The 19,227-nt window shown below is 56.1% G+C and carries 22 protein-coding genes; 12 read left to right on the forward strand and 10 right to left on the reverse strand.

What is annotated here, in order from left to right; all coding sequences use genetic code 11:
- The first annotated feature begins 16 nt into the window (after positions 1 to 16).
- Entirely contained in the window at positions 17 to 1,018 is a 1,002-nt protein-coding gene (locus Mal65_RS27135; RefSeq protein WP_174820135.1) for a tyrosine-type recombinase/integrase, read from the forward strand.
- 442 nt (positions 1,019 to 1,460) lie between these two features.
- On the opposite strand, the gene Mal65_RS05215 is transcribed toward Mal65_RS27135, so the two are convergent.
- On the reverse strand, positions 1,461 to 1,772 hold the full coding sequence (locus tag Mal65_RS05215) for a hypothetical protein (RefSeq protein WP_165701077.1): 312 nt from the start codon (positions 1,770 to 1,772) through the stop codon (positions 1,461 to 1,463).
- A 996-nt stretch (positions 1,773 to 2,768) separates the two neighbouring features.
- On the opposite strand from Mal65_RS05215, the gene Mal65_RS05220 reads away from it, so the two are divergent.
- The 3 genes from Mal65_RS05220 to Mal65_RS05230 are packed head-to-tail and all read left to right on the forward strand — an operon-like array spanning position 2,769 to position 5,339.
- Positions 2,769 to 3,413, forward strand: a complete 645-nt coding sequence (locus Mal65_RS05220; protein WP_145294435.1) for a DUF4145 domain-containing protein — start codon at positions 2,769 to 2,771, stop codon at positions 3,411 to 3,413.
- A gap of 10 nt (positions 3,414 to 3,423) precedes the next feature.
- Positions 3,424 to 4,464 carry a tyrosine-type recombinase/integrase gene (locus Mal65_RS05225; RefSeq protein ID WP_145294438.1) on the forward strand — a complete coding sequence of 347 codons (1,041 nt, stop codon included), beginning with the start codon at positions 3,424 to 3,426 and terminating at the stop codon, positions 4,462 to 4,464.
- Between the two features lie 41 nt (positions 4,465 to 4,505).
- Positions 4,506 to 5,339 (forward strand): toll/interleukin-1 receptor domain-containing protein, encoded by an 834-nt coding sequence (locus Mal65_RS05230; RefSeq protein ID WP_231131284.1) that lies wholly within the window; start codon positions 4,506 to 4,508, stop codon positions 5,337 to 5,339.
- A gap of 69 nt (positions 5,340 to 5,408) precedes the next feature.
- Here Mal65_RS05230 and Mal65_RS05235 read toward each other — a convergent pair whose 3' ends face one another.
- A complete protein-coding gene (locus tag Mal65_RS05235; protein ID WP_165701078.1) occupies positions 5,409 to 6,116 on the reverse strand; it encodes an ankyrin repeat domain-containing protein in 708 nt (235 codons plus the stop codon).
- A 164-nt stretch (positions 6,117 to 6,280) separates the two neighbouring features.
- Here Mal65_RS05235 and parA point away from each other — a divergent pair, with 164 nt between their 5' ends.
- The 6 genes from parA (at position 6,281) to Mal65_RS05260 (ending at position 12,353) form a co-directional block, all read left to right on the forward strand.
- Positions 6,281 to 6,901 carry a ParA family partition ATPase gene (parA, locus tag Mal65_RS05240; RefSeq protein WP_145294446.1) on the forward strand — a complete coding sequence of 207 codons (621 nt, stop codon included), beginning with the start codon at positions 6,281 to 6,283 and terminating at the stop codon, positions 6,899 to 6,901.
- The gene (locus Mal65_RS05245; RefSeq protein WP_145294449.1) at positions 6,898 to 7,131 is read left to right on the forward strand and encodes a hypothetical protein; all 234 of its coding nucleotides are present in this window, start codon (positions 6,898 to 6,900) and stop codon (positions 7,129 to 7,131) included. Before parA ends, Mal65_RS05245 begins: the two co-directional genes overlap by 4 nt.
- 565 nt (positions 7,132 to 7,696) lie before the next feature.
- The gene (locus Mal65_RS26350; protein WP_165701079.1) at positions 7,697 to 7,846 is read left to right on the forward strand and encodes a hypothetical protein; all 150 of its coding nucleotides are present in this window, start codon (positions 7,697 to 7,699) and stop codon (positions 7,844 to 7,846) included.
- A 51-nt stretch (positions 7,847 to 7,897) separates the two neighbouring features.
- Positions 7,898 to 8,527, forward strand: a complete 630-nt coding sequence (locus tag Mal65_RS05250) for a hypothetical protein (protein ID WP_145294452.1) — start codon at positions 7,898 to 7,900, stop codon at positions 8,525 to 8,527.
- A gap of 440 nt (positions 8,528 to 8,967) precedes the next feature.
- A complete protein-coding gene (gene mobF, locus Mal65_RS05255; RefSeq protein ID WP_196784591.1) occupies positions 8,968 to 11,937 on the forward strand; it encodes a MobF family relaxase in 2,970 nt (989 codons plus the stop codon).
- Between the two features lie 2 nt (positions 11,938 to 11,939).
- Entirely contained in the window at positions 11,940 to 12,353 is a 414-nt protein-coding gene (locus tag Mal65_RS05260; protein ID WP_145294455.1) for a hypothetical protein, read from the forward strand.
- Between the two features lie 206 nt (positions 12,354 to 12,559).
- Here Mal65_RS05260 and Mal65_RS05265 read toward each other — a convergent pair whose 3' ends face one another.
- The gene (locus Mal65_RS05265) at positions 12,560 to 12,832 is read right to left on the reverse strand and encodes a hypothetical protein (protein ID WP_145294457.1); all 273 of its coding nucleotides are present in this window, start codon (positions 12,830 to 12,832) and stop codon (positions 12,560 to 12,562) included.
- Between the two features lie 315 nt (positions 12,833 to 13,147).
- Here Mal65_RS05265 and Mal65_RS05270 point away from each other — a divergent pair, with 315 nt between their 5' ends.
- Entirely contained in the window at positions 13,148 to 13,480 is a 333-nt protein-coding gene (locus Mal65_RS05270) for a hypothetical protein (protein WP_165701080.1), read from the forward strand.
- A gap of 15 nt (positions 13,481 to 13,495) precedes the next feature.
- On the opposite strand, the gene Mal65_RS27440 is transcribed toward Mal65_RS05270, so the two are convergent.
- The 7 genes from Mal65_RS27440 to Mal65_RS05305 all read right to left on the reverse strand — a co-directional run bounded on the left by Mal65_RS27440 (position 13,496) and on the right by Mal65_RS05305 (position 17,642).
- Positions 13,496 to 13,906, reverse strand: coding sequence for a PIN domain-containing protein (locus Mal65_RS27440; RefSeq protein WP_145294463.1), 411 nt, complete (start codon positions 13,904 to 13,906; stop codon positions 13,496 to 13,498).
- Positions 13,906 to 14,235 carry a hypothetical protein gene (locus Mal65_RS05280; RefSeq protein ID WP_145294467.1) on the reverse strand — a complete coding sequence of 110 codons (330 nt, stop codon included), beginning with the start codon at positions 14,233 to 14,235 and terminating at the stop codon, positions 13,906 to 13,908. Before Mal65_RS05280 ends, Mal65_RS27440 begins: the two co-directional genes overlap by 1 nt.
- 147 nt (positions 14,236 to 14,382) lie before the next feature.
- Positions 14,383 to 15,057 carry a hypothetical protein gene (locus Mal65_RS05285; protein WP_145294469.1) on the reverse strand — a complete coding sequence of 225 codons (675 nt, stop codon included), beginning with the start codon at positions 15,055 to 15,057 and terminating at the stop codon, positions 14,383 to 14,385.
- Positions 15,054 to 15,299 carry a hypothetical protein gene (locus tag Mal65_RS05290; protein WP_145294472.1) on the reverse strand — a complete coding sequence of 82 codons (246 nt, stop codon included), beginning with the start codon at positions 15,297 to 15,299 and terminating at the stop codon, positions 15,054 to 15,056. The genes Mal65_RS05285 and Mal65_RS05290 overlap by 4 nt, the downstream gene beginning before the upstream one ends.
- 243 nt (positions 15,300 to 15,542) lie before the next feature.
- Positions 15,543 to 16,511, reverse strand: a complete 969-nt coding sequence (locus Mal65_RS05295) for a DUF3991 and TOPRIM domain-containing protein (protein ID WP_145294475.1) — start codon at positions 16,509 to 16,511, stop codon at positions 15,543 to 15,545.
- A gap of 155 nt (positions 16,512 to 16,666) precedes the next feature.
- Positions 16,667 to 17,041: a hypothetical protein gene (locus tag Mal65_RS05300; protein WP_145294478.1), complete on the reverse strand. Its 375-nt coding sequence runs from the start codon at positions 17,039 to 17,041 to the stop codon at positions 16,667 to 16,669.
- Positions 17,034 to 17,642, reverse strand: a complete 609-nt coding sequence (locus tag Mal65_RS05305; protein ID WP_145294481.1) for a recombinase family protein — start codon at positions 17,640 to 17,642, stop codon at positions 17,034 to 17,036. Before Mal65_RS05305 ends, Mal65_RS05300 begins: the two co-directional genes overlap by 8 nt.
- 459 nt (positions 17,643 to 18,101) lie before the next feature.
- Between Mal65_RS05305 and Mal65_RS05310 the strand changes: the two genes are divergently transcribed.
- Positions 18,102 to 19,178 carry a replication initiator protein A gene (locus Mal65_RS05310; RefSeq protein WP_145294483.1) on the forward strand — a complete coding sequence of 359 codons (1,077 nt, stop codon included), beginning with the start codon at positions 18,102 to 18,104 and terminating at the stop codon, positions 19,176 to 19,178.
- The last annotated feature ends 49 nt before the right edge of the window (positions 19,179 to 19,227 follow it).

The raw sequence follows: 19,227 nt of genomic DNA on the forward strand, positions 1-19,227 counted from the left end.
AAACGGAGCCGATTCCATGCCACGTCAGTCCAGGCCCTTCCTTCGCAAACAAACCAAGAGCTGGTATTGCTCGATTGGTGGTCGGCAAATCTCTCTGGGCAAGAACCGCGAAGCCGCGTTCGAGAAGTTTCACAGCCTGATGGCAGACCGCGATCAACTCGCAGGCGAGATGACAACGCTCGACGAGTTGACCCAGTGCTACCTCGACTGGTGCCAAGCCAATCGCAAACCGGGCACGTACAAGCTGCACCGTCACTACCTGAAAACGTTTATTGGCCACGTCGGTCGCAGGCTAAGACCAGGACAATTGAGAGTCCACCACGTCACGAGATGGCTGGAGACACTGACGACGATCAACTCGACCAGCCAAAACGATGCGATACAGAAAGTACAACGGATGCTGAATTGGTCCGTCGAGCAAGGCTATCTGAATCGAAACCCGATCGCGGGTATGGCGAAGCCACGACGGAAACGGCGAGACGTGTTCTACACGCCAGAGCAATGGGAACAAATTCGCGAACACGCCCGCCCGCCATTCGACGACTTCCTCGACTTCCTATATTGCACGGGCTGCCGCCCGAAAGAAGCTCGCACGATCGAAGCCAGATTCATCCTGAACGACATGGTGATCTTTCCCACCGATGAATCCAAAGGCGAAATTGAACCGCGGGTGATCTATCTGGTGCCGAAAGCAAAAACGATCTTGGATCGACTGGCGGCGAAGCATCCGTCCGGACCAGTGTTCATCAACAGTCGCGGAAATCCATGGACAAAGGACTCGATCAAGTGCAGGCTCGATCGCATCTCGGGCAAGGTCGGTTTCCGATGTATCGCCTACGGTGCTCGGCATAGCTGGGCGACCAATGCGTTGACCTCCGGCGGTGTCGATCCGATTTCGGCCGCCCATCTGATGGGACACCGAGATCCGACGATGGTGGCACGCGTCTATAGCCACATCGCCAAGAACCCCGACTTCCTTCGGAAGCAAGCATTGAATGCCGTAAGTCCAACCGCCTAGGGCTCCGCACCCCCAGTGCGGCGTTCTCGGGTCAAAAACGTCGTTTTTACAGAGTTCTAGGCGAAATTGTGTTTCACCCAATGCACGATCTTTCACTGATTTGGAGCTATATCGTGCACGGATCGCGACCGCTGCACTGCGGTGCTGAGCGGGACTCTTGAGCATCGATCGCCCCCTCAACGTTGGCCATCGTGTCCGAAAAAAGGTACACCCTTTTTCGGACCGGAGTCAAAACGCGATGTCGTCCACCGTCCGACGGGATTACATACCCGCTCGGCCATCCTATCTCGGACAGCCTCAGGCTTTGTTTTCGTGGCCAATGACCCGACTGGAAGGGCATTTGCGAAGCGAGAGGGGCAGTTTCGGAGACCTGACTCAAAGAAAAAAAAACGGCCAACCCCGAGGGAAGCCGCGTTGGCGTGTTCTGCCTTCAAATTCTCATTTAGCCACGAAACTGAGGGCGATGCTCGGCCTTCACATAGCGAACACCGTCACGGACTTCATTCTCGGTGATGAAGTACTTGTGAATGGTTGATTTCCCCGCTTCCTCCTTCGGAAGCGTGTTACTTATGGCCGCCTCGGTAACCGAGGGTGCCGCCGCCATTGCTCCTTTGCCAACCTCCCCGCCCGTCAAATCAAATGTACCCCACGCGAGGAATACATCCATTCCTTTGTCAGTTGGCGGAGGACTGCCTTCTTCGAATTCAATTGTACCGTCGAGCGGTCCGCCCTCGTGCGTCAATCTAACGAGCATTCTGTCTCCTTAGGAAATCGCTTCCGGCCAACCCGACGGCAGGCGTTTTGGCGAACGCAACAAACCGCCGCTTATCGGACGGTGGTAAGACAAACCCGCTTCTGCTCACTGAAAGAGCTACCGCAGCTATACGGCAAGCCAGTGATTGGATCCTTCTTGCAGTATCTGCAATCGCGGAATCGGATGCATGGGTCCGCCTCGGTTCCGGTCCAGGGGGTGCAGTACTTCTTCTTGCCGCATACAGAAACATCCGTTTCGCAGTATTGCCGAGAAGGATACTCACCAGGTCCGCAGGCTGAAGAGGTTGGATCGTAACAGCAACGGGTGCAGTAACGAGTGCAGATGCGGTTGCCGTTCTCGTCGTAGTACCATCCGCAACAATACTGGCCACAGGGATACTCGTTTGGTCCACAGACATCACTGATTCCTGGGCAGGACTGCACCGGAACGGTCGTTACCGCACAGGGTGAGCAACTCGATCGCTGCTGGCACACAACGTCGCAGTCCTGAACAGGGACTCCGCAACCCCAATTGTCTGGGACACAATAAGTTCCATAGCCAGTACAAATCCGGTTCCCGTCTTGATCGTAGTACCAGGTACGACAACAGCTTCCCGATGGTCGTTCTCCTGGCCCACAGGAAAACCGACACTGGCCAAAGGCCACCGACGGCAACGAAACAAAAATGCAAAGAAGAAGTAAGCCCGATTTCATGCATATCTCCAAATGTGCGTCGTGATTGAAAGCCCACGTCCTGACGACTATCCCCGTCAAGCGACATAAACGTGATCGGGAATATAGACGATCAACACCTGAAGAGGGGGTGTTTCCCACCACCTCTCTCATTGACTTGATTTTTAACGTCGTATAAAGTGGGTTATACGACGTTAAAACGAGCTCGGTGGTGGACCGGTTTTCACCGCCCGCGATCGGGCAATAGGAGGACGAGATGGCCGGATTGGACAGAATTCAGAAGCGGTTCGACGAACTCGCGGAGATGGCGAAAGAGATTTCGGACAGTCTTTCGATCGAGACACGACGTGTCGCGAATTGGTATGGCGATGGAAGCAGCGATCGGAAATTCGAGGTGCTGGACTGCAGTCTGCTCACCGAATGGCATGCATCGGTCCTGTCCCTAATTGACCGGATCCTCGGCGAAAGCCATCCGACGCGTGAGAGTTTCCGGTCCGCATACTCTCCGAATACTCAATCGCACCAAGATTTCCGTCGGCTCGAATCGCTGTTTCGGTCGGCAAAGAATGATTTTGAAGGCGGCTACCTGTTCGACGTGGCCAATCTCGTCCATGCCGACGTCTTCGCTGACGAACTCGAACAAGCAAAACACTTCCTGGACAACAACTTCAAGGTTGCCGCTGCCGTCATCGCGGGCACCGTGCTGGAAACCACGCTTCGCAGGATGTGCGACACGCATCCGGAGTTGTCGCCATCCGACAACATCAACGGTATGAACACCGATCTCTACACGGGCGGCGTGTACGGAAAAGCCGTCAATAAACAGGTTGGATCATGGGGCGACATCCGAAATGACGCTGCCCACGGTCGACCGGACGAATTCGACCACCAGCAGGTCAACCAAATGATCACGGGGATCCGTGATTTTGTGGCCAAACACATGAGCTAAGGAGAGCACCATGACCAAAACAGAACTGATCACCACCAACAACGCCCTGCCCCCGTCTTTCGGTGGTCAACTTCCCGCCGAGCCGATGGAGCTCCGGCCGCTGGTCGCCCAAGCGTTCGAAGCCTGGCTCAACAAGACCGAGAGCAAGGCAACACGCACGGCCTATCGCAACGATGTCGAGCAGTTTTTGCGGTTTCAGAACGTCGACATCGACCACTTGGAGACCATGATCCAGTTCGTTCCCGATGATGTCACGCGGTGGCGGGATCACCTGCTTTCCGAAGGCGGTCGCCCGGATCGCGTCGGAAACAAGACGCCTGGCGAGAACTCAACCGTTACTCGCAAGATCACTTCCCTCCGCTCGTTTTTCTCGTTCCTGCAAAACTACGGCTACCGCGGAGCCAACCCCGCCGCTCCGGACTTCGTGAAAGCTCCCAAGGTGTCCGACAAAGGGCTGACACCTTCGATCCTGCCGAAGATGGTCGGGCAATTGCTGGATGCCCCCTCTTGCGACACGCCATCGGGGAAACGCGACCGGGCTGTCTTGGCGGTGTTCGCCTACATGGCCCTTCGCGTCGACGAGCTGTACCACATCAACGTCGGCAACATCCAGCGTGACGGGGAACACACCGTCGTCCGCATCAAGGGCAAAGGCAATGAGCTTCGTCGCGGTGTGATGCCACCGATCGCAGCCTCGGCCGTCAACGAATGGATCGAACACGCCAAGATCGAAAAAGACCGCTCTGGTCCCCTGTTTCGTCCATCCCTATCGCCCCGCGGTCAGGGCCGAGACGGCTTCAAACGTGGGCGAATGACCATCCGCTCGATACAGCGTCTGGTGAAGAAGTATTGCCTAGCCGTCGGGATCGACGAGGAAGTCAGTGTTCACTCGCTCCGGGTGACCGCCGCGACCGAAGCCGACAAGGCGGGGATTCCGCTGATCGATATTCAGCATTGGCTTGGGCACAAAGACCCGCGAACAACGCTTCGCTATATTCGAGGAACTGAAAACCTCGATCGTAGTCCAGCTTACACCATTCGGTACGGCTAGTTGCTTTCCATCCAGCCACTCAACGACACTGCTGAAGTGAAATGAATCAGAGCGCCCGGTTGCTGTCAGAACCATCCTGCATGGCAATTCTATCGTTCGCAGCGGCCCATGTTCTCGAACAACGACGGACATCCGGATCTGGAGCCGATCGCACGGAAGAAGTGGTTTCACGCCCTGAGTGCTTCAAAGATCCCGAGCTGTATAGAGCCCTACTTCCGAAGTTCGATCTTACGACGATCGATGCCGCATTGCGATGGTTGACCTATTGCGACTACCTAATCGGCTCAAAAGAGGTGAATTTCGGAGGCCAGAGCATTTGGACTGAACTGACGGAGAAGGGACGTGCTGCGGCCAAGAAGGGTGAGCTCGCTGAAGAAGACCGAAGGTTGCTTCACGGACAAGAAGAGCCACACGAGGTCTTTATCGCACATCAATTCAACACCCAAGACAGCGAGCTTGTTTCCTACATCCGTGGCCGTGTTCTAGAGCCTGCAGGATTCAACGCCATCGACGGTCGAGCAGATGGTCTCGAAGCTTTCCGCACCGCGATCGTCGAGAAGATTCGTCGAGCGAGGTTCTTTGTTTGCCTTCTCACTAAACGGAATAGCCTCACAGCAGGTGGTTCTGCGTCTAGCGTATGGCTCTATCAAGAGACTGGGGTTGCCGTCGCATTCGGGAAACGCCCGCTCCTGCTCGTCGAAGAGGGGATAGATAGAGAATACGTGGGAGAGCTGCAGAGCATCTATGAGCACATTGTGTTCTCGCGAAGCAATCACCCTGACAAGTTCGACAGTATCAGACCACGCCTAGAGAATGATCTCAAGGCAAATGACATGGCCCTTCCGAAGGCGAGCAAAGGGTCTCGGTCAAGATAAAATCTGCTATCTGCCCATACGACATGGAAGCGAGATGCCGATCCGCGTTTTAGTTCCTGACTATCCTCATTAGCGTCTAGCCTCCAAGCAGGACTGCCCTTTGGCGGCAAGGATCGCGTTTGCGATCTCATCACATCCATGAATTTCTGCGGCTTTTGCAACCCGATGCCATAACCGATCGGATCTGGGAGGACGTAGTTGATCGTGCTTGAGGAACACGTCAAGGGCTTCACGCTTGCCGCCCGCAGCCGCGACGTGCATGGCGGTGTAGTTGGTTCGGTTCGTGGCGAGGGGATCGGCACCGCTCTTTATGAGCCGGCGAATCATTGCTGGCTGGTTTGTCGCGGCTGCAATGTGGAGTGGAGTGTCACGAACATCGTTGGTGGCATTTGGATCGGCGTGGGCCTCGAGTAAGTCGATGGCCATGTAGTCGTGCTTTGTGCGAGCAGCCAAATGTAGCGGAGTTTGACCCGCCGTTCCGCCAATGTCTGCGTTGACGTTGAACTCCAGGAGCAGCTTGACAAAACCGGCGTTGCCAGTTCGAGCTGCTCGATGGATGAGCCTGTCGCTTCCCTTTCCTATCGCCGGATTCGGATCAACACCAAGTGCATGCAAGCGTCGTGCTTCCTCGATCCGACCAAACTTCTCGGCGACTTCCATGGCCAATCTGCCGTCTACATCGCGACCATGCACATTTGCGCCATCAGCCACGGCTGCTTCGAAATCCGAAAGGCAGGATAATCTGATGGCATGAAAGAGGGCGTAGTCTGGATGCATGTCGCTCGCGAAAAGCAACACGCTGCCATGAGGCACGCGAGCGAACAATGATTTTTTCGCTGGGCGTAAAGGTCCCTGTGGACAAGTTTCCGGTAAGACTTGCGCAGCAGAGCCGATTGCTTCACGCTCGACCGTGACGCCGCAACCACGGCGATACGGTGACCATGATCTACGCATTCCTCAGTCAAAAAGGCGGTGTCGGAAAAACAACGCTCTCGATCCACACAGCAGCCGAGCTAACACGGCGGAAACGTCGCGTCCTGTTGATCGATGCCGATCCGCAGGGCAGCGCTTTGTCCTGGTCGAATTGTCGAGAAGATGCGATGTTCATCGTTGTCGGGATGCCGAAGGCGACGCTACACAAAGAAATCGAAGCCATCTCGGCAGATTACGACGATGTCGTGATCGACGGACCGCCACGCGCGGCGGAGATCGCGAAGTCGATCATTCTCGCCGCCGACTTGGTGGTCATCCCTCTTCAGCCATCACCACTCGATGTTTGGGAAGCGACGAAGACGCTAGATCTGATCCGTGAAGCGCAGGTATTCCGCCCAGAGATCCGATGCTGCCTCGCAATTAACCGACGCATTGTGAACACGGCCATTGGACGGGATGTGCGATTAGCTCTGCGAGAACTCGATGTTCCGGTCTTGAAAACTGACATTGGTCAGCGAGTTGCTTTTGCCGAATCCGCGGCCCAAGGCGGCACGGTTATCGACGCCGCGGATTCGAAAGCGGCGGACGAGATCAAGAGATTTGTGAACGAGTTACGGAGGATCAAATGAGCAAGAAGATCAAATTAACGACGCGGTCCAATGCGGCCAGCAAGCCGGAAGCCGACGCATGGGTGGACGAAGCTGGCGATGGGAAATCAACGACCAATCAGTCCAAGCCCGTCCGTTTGACGTTTGATCTCGATCGCGAACTGCACACGAAACTACGGCGATACTGCTTCGACCAAGAGATCCACGTGTCGGCGTTTGTCCGCTGCCTGATTCGAGACTCAGTAGAGTAACCGCTCCATTGCGAACGGAGGCGGTACATGTGCAAAACAACACTATCTCCAGTGATTTTAGATGTTTCTGCATCTTTGCTGTCTCCCCTGGCGTCACGTTTCGACGGAGTTTAGTGACGCAAAACTCGACGTCGAAATCTAACGCTCTGTCAAATTTAGCGGACAGTCTTACCGATGAGGCTTGCTGACCCCACGTAGCTTTTGCAAACTCGGGATTTGCAAGCAATTAGAATGGGAACGGGTGTTGCTCCTCCTTGATTCAACCGATGTTTTCACGAAGCGAGAGCGAACGCACTGATTAACAAAGATTCGCCAGAATTGTACGGTAGGTAATGAACAAAAACCTACCATCACGAAGTGCTTGCGATCTGTTCGGCGGAAAAGAGAAGCTCGCAGCGCGTATAGTTGGGGCAATTGCGGAACCCAGTCATCTTTCTGAACAGTTTTTGACATCTGCGAAGCCACTGGGAATTCTTGCTGCAATGACCAGGTGGCGTGCTCCCCAAAAACTGGTCCATGAGTTATGAGAGTGTACCGGCCAATAACGGCCAAGGAGACTCTCGAGATGAAACAAGCACGAAAGCGACGTAAGCCCGAACAGATCGTCAAGGCGATTGACGAATTGTGTCTAGCTCAACCCAATCCTCCAAGCGATAAGACATTGAAAGCCATGGACGCATTGCACGCGAAGTACGTTGACGTCGAACCCAACTAGCGGATTTTGGATTCTGGTAATTTGGTATAGGGTGTACGATTGGATCGCGACATGATGACGCATGAGCGTGGACTGGAAATATATGCTCAGGCTGTGGAGTTTTGGGATGCCTACGTAGCCGGCGAGCTTCAAGAGGATGATGGAAGACTATTGCAAGCTGGCCCGCGAGCGAGAGAATTGAACGAAGCAGTCGTCGGATTTTTTCGATTTTGTGAAGGGATTGCTTGCGCCAGTACCAACGCTGACCGGCTTAAGCGGGAAGCGACCGTCGTCTTTAAGGACCTTTCGAAAGTGAAAGGTGAAAAACGCCGAAAGAAAGGACGGGATGGTCAAGCTGCATCTTGGCTGATGAGCTTCAACGAGCCGGACGGAGAGATTGTGAATCATATCGCGATCGACTCTGAATGCTTGAAGGAGACTCTTCCCACCTACCGTGTGGCTGTCATGATGTGCCACCTAATTCTGTACGAAATTGGTCATTTGGTTTTGCATGGCCAAATTCTGGAGCAAAGGGATACTGATGCGACCGTGTGGTATGCAAACAGCGCGTCACCGGTGTTCGAACAAGAGGCGTGGTCGTTTTGCTACGCAGTGCTTGGAACTGCTTTCGGCCGCACTGCTCATCGGAACAAAGCTGACGGTTCCGATGATTGCCAAATGTGGCTATCTCCTGTTTTCTGAGCTCGATTTTTGTTTCAGCTGGCCGACAGGATTTCCTGCGAAACACCATGCATTGCGAAGCTTCTCCTTAGTCCGCTCGCCCTCGCTTTCAATCGCTTGAGTTGTTCGGTTGGCGAGGTTTTGCCGTTTGGCTTTCTCGATATTGCATCTGAAATGCTTCGACGTCCTATACACGCCGATTGAGCGTGTAGCCGCATTTTCAATCCAACATCGTTATGTCAGGCTGATACTGCCTAAGCACTGCTTAGGAGACAAGCCTATCTGGTTTATGACTTCTCTCTGCACCGGAGTTTGAACCGACTTGCACCCGCAGTTCAATGGATCGCTTCTGGATTTTGCTCGCGTTGCATTGGGTTGCACATTGCGAATTCTGTGGATCGGTTTGGATTCAGCTTCGCAGCATCTTGTTGGCACGGGACGAATCAAATTGACTGGTCGGGTTGCGTATTGAGGCACTTGCCTCATCCCCTCCTCCGCCGCGTTACTTTGTCTCAACCAGTCGTGCCTCCTATCCTTCCCGTATGCTCATTGCCACACAAGGAAAAAGCGTCGATGCGACGCAGCAGTATTTCAATTCTGTCCTGACGCAGGGTGACTACTACCTGGGTCAAGAGATTAACGGGCAGTGGCACGGCCGTGGTGCTGACATTCTGGGACTTGGCCACGGGACCGAGGTGACGAAAGAACAGTTCGCGGCTCTGCTGCGTGGTCAGCACCCGATCACGAACGAGAAACTGACACAGCGGACACGGAAGGACCGCCGGCCCGGGACTGATCTGACGTTTTCGGTGCCCAAGAGCGTTTCGCTTGCGTGGGCGATCAATTGCGACGAGCGGATCGTCGATGCGTTACGCGAGACCGTCCGCGAGTGCATGAGGCGAGATGTCGAGCCTCTGATGCAACGCCGCGTTCGCGACGGCAAGCATGCCCACACCAAACAGCGAACGCGGACCGGGAAGCTGATCTACGCCGACTTCCTCCACAAGACATCACGTCCTGTCGAAGGTCGGCCCGACCCGCACTTGCACATCCACGCCTACGTCATCAACTGGACGGAACAAAACGGGAAGCACTACGCCGGAGAGATGGAAGAAATCGTGCGGCAACGGCCGAGCTTGCAGGCGAAGTTCGAGGCTCGGCTCGCCCGGCGGCTTCAGCGGGAACTTGGATATGGTGTCGAGCGGGTTCAATACACCCAATCGGGTCGCCTGAAGCACGGCTGGGAGATCAAGGGCGTCACGCGGCAGACGGTCGAGAAATTCAGCCGCCGAACCGAGCAGGTCGAAGACCATGCTCGGCAGAAGGGCATCAAGGATGCCGCCAAGAAGGGCAAGCTGGGCGTGGAGACGCGAGAGCAGAAGGATAGCGGTGCGTCAATTGAAAAGCTTCGCGACGAATGGCGATCGCGACTGACGAAGGAAGAACGCGACGCCTTCGGTTCGCTACTTCGCGGCAACCGGGAAGATGAGCGGAGTGAAGAACGGGCGGCGGAGAAATCACTCGCGTATTCCCTGGAACACAACCTCTGCCGACAGTCGGTTGCCGAGCGACATCAGATTGTCGGCACTGCATTGGAGCATGGACTGATTCTAACACCGGAGTGCGTCGAGAAATCCTTGGACGAGATGAAGGTGATCCGTCGCAGCCGAGACGTTGAAGGTGCCAATCGCGAGTTCATCACGACGCGGGCGGTCTTGGAAGCGGAACGCGACATGATCGCCTTCGCTCGTGACGGTCGCGGCACCGTGAAGTCCATCGGAAAGGGCGAGCATGAGTTTCGGATGGATTTCTTGAACGACCAGCAGAAGGACGCGGTGAACCACGTCTTGATGTCACGCGATCGCGTGACGGCGGTTACAGGTGGAGCCGGTACGGGGAAGTCTTCATTGATGGAAGAAGCGGCCAATGCAATCCGGGACAATGGGAAACAAGTCTTCACTTTTGCCCCAAGCACAGGGGCCCGCGAGGTGTTACAGGACAAGGGATTCGAGAACGCTCAGACGGTCGAGTACCTGATCCGCAACACCGAATTTCAAACGCAGGTTCGGGACGGCGTGATGTGGATCGACGAGGCGGGTTTGCTGGACGTTCGTTCGATGGGAGCGGTGTTCAAAATTGCGAAGCAACAGAACGCTCGCGTGGTGCTTTCCGGGGATACACGGCAGCATGCATCGCCGCGTCGTGGCGAGGCGATGCGGTTGCTTGAAAAGGAAGCCGGGTTGAACATTGCACGCGTTGAAGCGATTCAACGACAGAAGGGTCGCTATCGCGACGCGGTGAAGATGATCAGCCGTGGGCATGAGGTCATCGATGAACGAACGGGCAAGACAGGTTTGCTTGCCGGCTTCGACATGCTCGATCGCATGGGCAAGATCAAGGAGGTTTCCTCCGACGAACGTCATGAGCTACTGGCAAAACAGTATCTGAAGGCCGAGCGGAAAGGCAAGTCGACGCTCGTCGTTGCACCGACGCACGCGGAAGCTGGTCAAGTGACGGAATGTATTCGCGATGGCTTGAGGAAGCAGGGCTTGTTGAGCGATCACGAACAAGCCGTGACGCAGCTTCGTTCGATGAACCTGACGGAAGCGGAGAAAGGCGACGCTGCGACGTATCGTGGTCGTGAGGGCGTGGTGGTTCAGTTCCATCAGAACGTGGCGGGCGGAATCAAGCGGGGTGAGCGTTACACGGTCGAGAAAGCGTCCGACGAGGCGGTTGAACTGGTGGCTGCGGACGGGAAGCGGACAAAGTCCCTGCCCTTGCGGCACGCGGATCGCTTCGAGGTGTATCAACAGTCCGAGATCGGGCTTGCGAAGGGCGACAAGGTGAGGTTCAGCCTCGGCGGCACCGGTGTGGATGGTAAGCAGCGGATCAGCAACGGTCGGCTGGATGAGTTCACCGGCTTCGACGGACAGGGCAACATGATGCTGCGAAGCGGCGTCACGGTGGACCGTGACTACGGTCACCTGGATCTCGGCTACGTGGTCACCAGTCACGCCAGTCAGGGGAAGGATCGCAAGCTCGCGATGGCTGCAATGGGATCGGAATCACTGCCGGCGATCAATGCGAAACAGTTCTACGTGACTGTTTCGCGTGGGAGCGAGGACGTCGCCATTTACGTCGACGACAAGGCGAAGGTGAGACGGGCGATCGAGAAATCGGGCGAGAGGATGTCGGCGACCGAGCTGATCGCGGAACCGGAACCAAGGTCCCCTACTCCCGCGTATGAACCGATGCGGTCCGCCGGACGTGCCATTCGTGGCCGCATTGGTACTTACCGCGATCGTTTGACCGCCTGGTGGAAACAACAGACCGCCGAGCGAACGCCTGAGCAGACCGCCGGGCGACACAAAGCAGCCGACATCGCCCGATCATTCGGGCTGGGTGCGGCACGACCAGAAAGGAGCCTTTAGAGATGGGAGAAGCAGCACGAGCATTCGATGATTTTGGCAGGCCGAGCTACCTGCCCGATGTCACACCACCCGATCCGGAACCGATAAGACAGGATGAGCCTTGGGAGAAGGTTCACCCCAATGCGATGCCCCCGATGATGCTGGACATTCGGCTTTCGAACGGTCGTATCCTGAGCCATCCCTACAACAACGTCGATTTCATCGACTACCGGGATGCCGGTCATCTGCAGATTGGCATCGTCGGGTCGCGGCCGACATTGGTCACGATCGAAGGCAGGCATCTTGGTGAGCTTCGTGGCTTGCTGGCGGCGGGCCGGATACGGTGGGTCGGCGAGTCGGACGATCGGGACTGTGACCGGGCCGACAGCGATCCGGCAATCGTCGCGATCACGATTGAGAAGCTGCCGCGAGAGTGACAGCATCAGCCGACGACCTCTTTTCCAATCGTCCCCGCGTCAGCGGGTCCGCTTTTTCGGCTAGTTCGCGGATTGAAATTGGGTTTCCAGAATTCTGGAATGATTCGAGATCCGGGACGATTGGAAAGAAGTTGCGGATCGCCGGTGTGCCGTATCGCCGCAAATGAGGCAGACATGCCGGCCATCGAAACCGGCATGTCGTCGTGCTAGGCGGCATCTTCGTAGCTGTCAGATTTTGCATCGGCCTGTTGCTGTTCGAAGATCCAGGACTTGGCGTGTTCGATCAGCTCCGATTGGATGCAAAGGTCTTCAAGGCCGAAGCTGCGAGTGTACTTCCACTCATCGCCGTCCTTGTAGCTTCGTTCGAATGAAGCGTTGTAGATGGCTCGTCCGGACTGCGTGACGTTCTTGAAGATCGCGATCGAGTTCAGACCAATTCGAACGGTGTGGACTGGTTTGTTGCTGTTTGTGTTGGACATGATTGTCTCCTTCTGTTTGATGTTTCTGCGGCCGGCACCTTGCCAGCCATGAGCGACCAGGGCTACGGCACTCGACCGGCGTCATGGACCACACGGTCCCGCTTTAGCGGGAGTGGTGCGGGCAGGCCATTGACGCATGGAGGTCGATGACGTGGCACAAGCGGCTAAGGCTGGCATGCGTGCCAAGGCTGCACGAGTCGTCAATAACACAGAATGGAGCGAGAGCGAAATCAATACAGCAACAAGTGTGACCTGTCGCAAATCTGATGGAGATGCCCGATTGACTTGAGCCTGTCGATCAGGCAACGTCGCTTGATGGATGAAAACCTAAACGACGCTGAGGCAAACCGCCAATCGCACGATGCGGTCGATGACGACGGCTTCACCATCCGGGACGAAGCCAACGCAATTGTCGCCTGGGCTTTCCGCAACGGTCCACTGGAAGACCTTCACGCAGGTCATTCGTCCGAGCTGCTACACCAGGATGGACTGAGCCGTATCCGAGACGATGAGATGCGAGAATTGATGTTGTCAGCGTGTCGGCAGATGGAACGACTGTTGAGGATGAAGACTGAAGAACCGATCAGGTATCGACGTGAGATGCGCGAATACGGCCGGCGATACTGCCGTGAGTGGGAACGCAAATGAGTGACGTACCAAAAGCTAAGTGCTCGCGTTCGTGATCAACGTGACACCGGGGAGATAGCTAAAGTCTTTTGAATTGTTGGTCACGAGTGGCACATTGAGTGCTCTGGCCGTCGCCGCGATCCATGCGTCGGCGTGCATCAAAACGCGGCCAAGCGTTCGGGCCTCATGTGTCAGTTCTGCCCAGGAATCACAAATTTGTCGTGTGACGCCGCAATCAACATAGTTCGCGGCAAGATACCGCCGCATTTCGTTGATGCGTCGCTCGCCCCATCCTCGATGCAAGACGCCGTATTCGAGCTCTGCGATCGTCATGAATGAAACAACGCCGCGGTGGCCCTGAATGGCGGGTCCGTAGAAATCTCGGAATATCGGATCCAAACGGAACCCGTAAGAAACAACGTCCGTGTCGATAACCAGATCAGCCATTACCGAACGAACGGCTCCGCATCGTTTCGGGCGTCACGAATGGCGGCGAGAAAAGCTTCGGTCGTCTCGCCTTCCGGCCAGAAATCTGCTTTCAGGTCACGGAAATCCTTGATCGGACCGATCCCCTGCTCGCGTGCGAGTTCGTCGATGGTGACGGAGTCAGGAATTCGCGGTATCTCGCGTTTTGCCCTGGATTCGACCGACGGGGTAACCGTCGCCGCATTGTCACGAATGGCGGCAGCGATTTCGTCCGCAACGCGGTCGTACTCGCCGGCTTGCAAAGCCGCGATGACGGATGCTTCGATGTGTGCGGGTAACTGAATCTGCATGATCGCTTGCCAACTCCTTCCGCCCCATTTTAGCAGCCAAACAACGGAAAAAGCAACGAAATTCGGTTCTGCGGCGTGCGGCGGAGGGGTTCTGGTTCGTGTAGCAGGGCGATCACCGGTGTTTGGCGACCGCCCTACTCCCGCAAATCAGCGTTCTTCGAAGATCATGCAGGTATCGTGGAGGCCGGGAATGAAGGATGACTGGTAGGAACGCCGCGACGACGTGTTTCCGTGTTGAAACCGAATGATTTCGGTCGTCGCTGGCCACAGCCCGATCTCGATTGCCTTGGCCATGAGCAACTGCGACAGCGGTTGATACCGCCCGCCCTCGCTGAATCCACCGATCAGGACAGCGATCTTACCGTCACGCGTCAGCACGGAACGACAGTGGTTCAGCACTTCTGCCATTCGATCCAGGAACGCTTCAAGCGATTCTGCATTGGAAAGACACTGCGGATCGTCGTTGTAGCGGATCATCTTCCAGTACGGCGGATGCATCCAGACAAAATCGACGGGATCGATGTGGCGATAGCTTTCCGGGTCGGCTGCGTCGTCGCCAAGCTTGATGTCCATGCTGGTGCATGCGACACGCAGCTCGCGACAGACGTCCTGGCAGGTGCCGCTTCCCATCATCGGATCGAGGACGTGTTCCGATTTGTAGTATCGGATCAGGTCTCGGATCAGATAGCCGCCGCAGTTTCCGCGATACCGGCTGGAACCGTAGGGCCCCCTGCCCTTCGCGGCGTGGATGCTGGTGAGGTGCGGCACCGGACTGGCGTTGATCGGTGCCGCGGGGAGTTCGATGGTTTGCACTGTCGTCATGACTCGTCCCTCCGCTGCTGTGCGTTCATGAATCGAACAACGGTTGCTGTCAACTTCTCGGCCCAGTCTTTCGCTTCCCAGAATGGAACGGAAAGCAGATGCGTGTCGCTCGTTTGGCAGTAGACATCAAAGGTTTTGTCAGTTCCGTCGACACCTCGCTCGTAAACGAAGGGTCCCTCGTAGGCTTCGCTGATTCGGATCAGAAGTTCGCTGTCAAATGAATCAATGTGTTTGTCGTACATGGTTTGGTTCTCCCTTTTTCTGTTGACCATGCACGCGTCCAGGCCGCCTGGTTGCCGGAATCGGGGCAAGGGTCTTCGCGTTAGCGATTTTCCGAAGCTGGTCCTTGTGGCCTGCTGTAGGAAAACCCTTGCGGCGATCCGGTAAGGCGGCAAGCTGCAGGAACAGTCAACAGATTGGGGAGAAGCAAGTGAATAGGAACACACTGACTCATGCTGATTCACGGTGATGCGGTGTTACGGCGATCAGCCAAACCGTGGATGCGGCGATCCGGATTTGCGGTGTTCCGTGAGTACGTCGTTCCAGTCCTGTCCTTCGATTGCCGGCAGATAGCGGTCAACTGATGATGCGACGTTCGACAGTGCAGAGGCCAGGACGCCGGCCATGGTGCGGCCGCCTTGATCATTGTCCAAAGCGAGCATGATCGTCGGGGTGCGTGGCATCTTGCTGGCCGCCGAACGAAGGAGCTCGATCTGAACGGGGCTCGGCTGGCCGGCGAGGCTGAAGAAGCGTTTGCCTTCAGTGCCGTCGAGCGTTGCGACCGACAGGAGATCGACGGCCGTTTCACTGATCACCATGGCGTGATCCGTATCACGAGGACGCGAGAACATCAGCCCCTTGGTGCCGCCGGGTGCAAAGCCCGTGAAGCCTCGGTTCTTTACTTCGTAGCCGCAGAGTCCGTCTTTGTTGTGATGGGCCATCAGGACATTTCCACGAGCGTCGGTTCGCAAGCGATCAATGAAGATGGGATGGCCGATGATTTCAGGCGAGATGCGTCGTTCGTTGGACAGGTAGTTTCTGTCGGCGTCGATCGCTTTTGCTTTCAGCCAATTGGCCAACACGCGAGCCGAGTCAGCTGAGGAGGGGAGTAGGGAAGGGAGATCGCGTACCCACTTGCTTGACACAGTTGCTGAGCTTCCGTTCCAGCCACGCAGAATCTTGCGAACATGGCCGAGTGAACACCGTTCACGGTTTTGCACGAAGTCGATGATCGAACCGCTGTCGTTTCCGGCGCTGCCATGCACGTTGAAGTAAACGTAGTGACGCCACGGCATACGGGCCACCACGATCTTGTCACCGTTGGAATGCTTCAAGACTGAACTATGCCGACTGGACTGCCTCCGGATCAATTCAAAGCCAACGGACACGGCATATGCACGAAGATCGATCTGAGTCTTGAAGTTATCGAACTCGGTATCGCGTGAAGGCAGCATGTTTTGACGCTACCGCAACTCACCTGAAAAACGAAGCATTTTGAGCTTGGGGATGCCACAAGGTTGGGGACGATTGGAAAAGAGCTTGGTGAACTCTTGGCAAGGCGGGGCGGCTCGCCGTGGCGCCGCAATGGCGTGTCTCCGCAGGACCGCAGTCACGGCGATGCGGAGTGAAGGAAGTCGATGAACAGACTTGGGAAGCGGGACGGGCAGGAAATGGCGACTGCCGTCATCAGCTTTGGTAATCCATTGCGACTCGGCTCGGTTCGAAGCAGATAGAAGCCGCCTTGTTTAGCAAACTTGAAATTGGGGCCGGCGACATAGGGCCGGTACTGATGTCGATGAAAGACGCTCAGCCGATGTTTCTTGCCGGTCTCCAAGTCTTCGAAGTAGAGAAACAGGTTCGTCGATCGTCCCCATGCCCTCCATTGAAGCTGGCCGGTCCATCGACCGTTTGGTGCATCGATGCCGTAATCCTCGATGTTCGGAAGGCATCTGATCTCAGCGAGGTCTGGGATTCGCTCAGCCATGCTGTTCCAGAATGCGGTAGACCGTTGGACGGGACACGCCGGTCGCCCTGGCGATTTTGGCTTTCGGCTCACCTTCGCCGTGAAGCCGGATGATGGCATCAACTTGGTCACGCGACAGTGACAGCAACCGTCCCGGCTTCGACCCACCCCAGGTCTTTCCCTGACGACGAGCCCGTTCCTGACCGGCCAATACCCGTTCGGCTCGGACTTCGGTTTCGTATTGGGCGACACTGGCGAGAACGTTCGCCATCAGTCGGCCGGCTGCCGTTTCGAGATCGAGGCCATCTTTGATGGAAACCAGACCGACCCCCAGCCTTGGAAGTTCGTCGAAGAGGGAAGTGAGCCCCTTGGCGTTCCTGCCGAGCCGATCGAGACGCCAGACGACGACACGTTGAACTTCGCCGGCACGGACAGCCGCGATCAGCCTCGACCAGGCGGGACGTTGCATCGTGCGTCCGGTAAACCGATCTTCGTACCAAACGTGTTCGGTGTCGGCGCCAAACGCGGCCAACCACCGTTCAAGATCGGGGCGTTGAGTGGCCGTGTCTTGGCTGCGTGAACTCACGCGAAGGTAGACGGAAATGTGCTTGTCGATCGACATCAATCGACAATGCCGCAACCGCGAAAGAGCGTCAATGGTGAACTGTTGATGACTGTTGCCACGAATCTGAATTCGATCACCACCGGAATACCTTGATCCGAACCATCAAATACTACGGACATTGACCCTTGACACTTTTTTCCAATCGCCAAACCGGAGTAGGGGACCGACGAAAGTTGTCCACAGCCTTGGTGTTTAATAGGTGTTAAGTAATGGGTTACGGGTTACGAATTGTGCGTCAAAGCTCTGATTCCATTTGGAAAATCAGATCGCGATGTGTGTAAACCATCGAATTCGCGTGTGCAAACCGTCGAATGTCCGTGTGTAAGCCGTCGAAGCGACGGCGACTGTGTGTGAACAACCGAAGTCTGAGGCTGATGTGTCGAAAACGCCACGAATGTGTTTGAAATATCGAAGACCGTTGATCTCGTCGCTCGATGATGGCACGCTGAAACCAAGATGTCGAATCAACTCGTTCAACGCTCGCCATTGCTGCCTGATCGCCACGCGACTCCCGATTTCTTCGTCGTGGATGTGTTTGACGCTGCGACGTTGAAAGGGGACATGGCGGCGATGGAGCACCCGATTTTCTCGCTGTCGACGAAGCCCGACCACCGTGTCCGCCGCTATGAGAATGGCGATAAATTCATTGAAATCAAACCATCCGCCGACGGGTTGGCAACGGTTCATGATCGAGCCGTCATCATCTATTGCATCTCGCACTTGGTATCGGCGATCAACGAGGGTAGGGAGGTCTCGCAGACCATCCGCTTCCGTGCCCACGATCTGCTGAAAGCAACGAACCGCATGACCAACGGTCAAGGTTACGATGCGTTGAAGGCAGCGTTGGAGAGATTGTCGGGCACACGTATCAGCACCAACATTGTTTCCGGTGGACGGGAAGAATTCGAGACCTTCGGTATCATCGAACGGGCGAAGGTGGTTCGCGAAACACGGGATGGCCGGATGCAGGAGATTGAGATCAAACTGTCCGACTGGGTGTTCAGTGCAATTGAGGCAAGGGAAGTACTGACGCTGCACCGAGACTACTTCCGCCTGCGGAAGCCGATCGAGCGACGGCTGTACGAGCTTGCCCGCAAGCACTGCGGACGCAAAAACGAATGGCGGATTTCGTTGCAGCTACTCAAGGCAAAGACCGGCTCCGGCTCGACACTTCGAGAATTCAAGCGGTTAGTGAAACGTGTGGTCGAAGACGACACCAGGACGGATCACATGCCCGATTACCGCGTTCGGCTGGACGAGCGGGGAGGGGGGGGGTCCGACATCGTGATCTTTGAGAACCGGGGCTGCATTCCGGCGATCGAGGACGGAAGCTTCGAAGTGCCGCCGCTACGGCCCGACACATATCATGAAGCCCGCTTGGCTGCCCCAGGTTTCGATATCTACGAGCTTGAGCGCCAGTGGCGGTCATGGCTGGACATGTCCGGAGCCGAACCACCGCGACGGCCCGATGCGGCATTCGTTGGTTTCTGCCGAAAATGGCTAGCGAATCGAGGTGCGAACACAAGAGGCTGAGTAACCAAGGTCCACTGGAGCTTTGACTTCGAAACAGGGGGACTTTAGC

Origin of the sequence: Crateriforma conspicua, assembly GCF_007752935.1 — a bacterium.
GTDB lineage: Bacteria > Planctomycetota > Planctomycetia > Pirellulales > Pirellulaceae > Crateriforma > Crateriforma conspicua.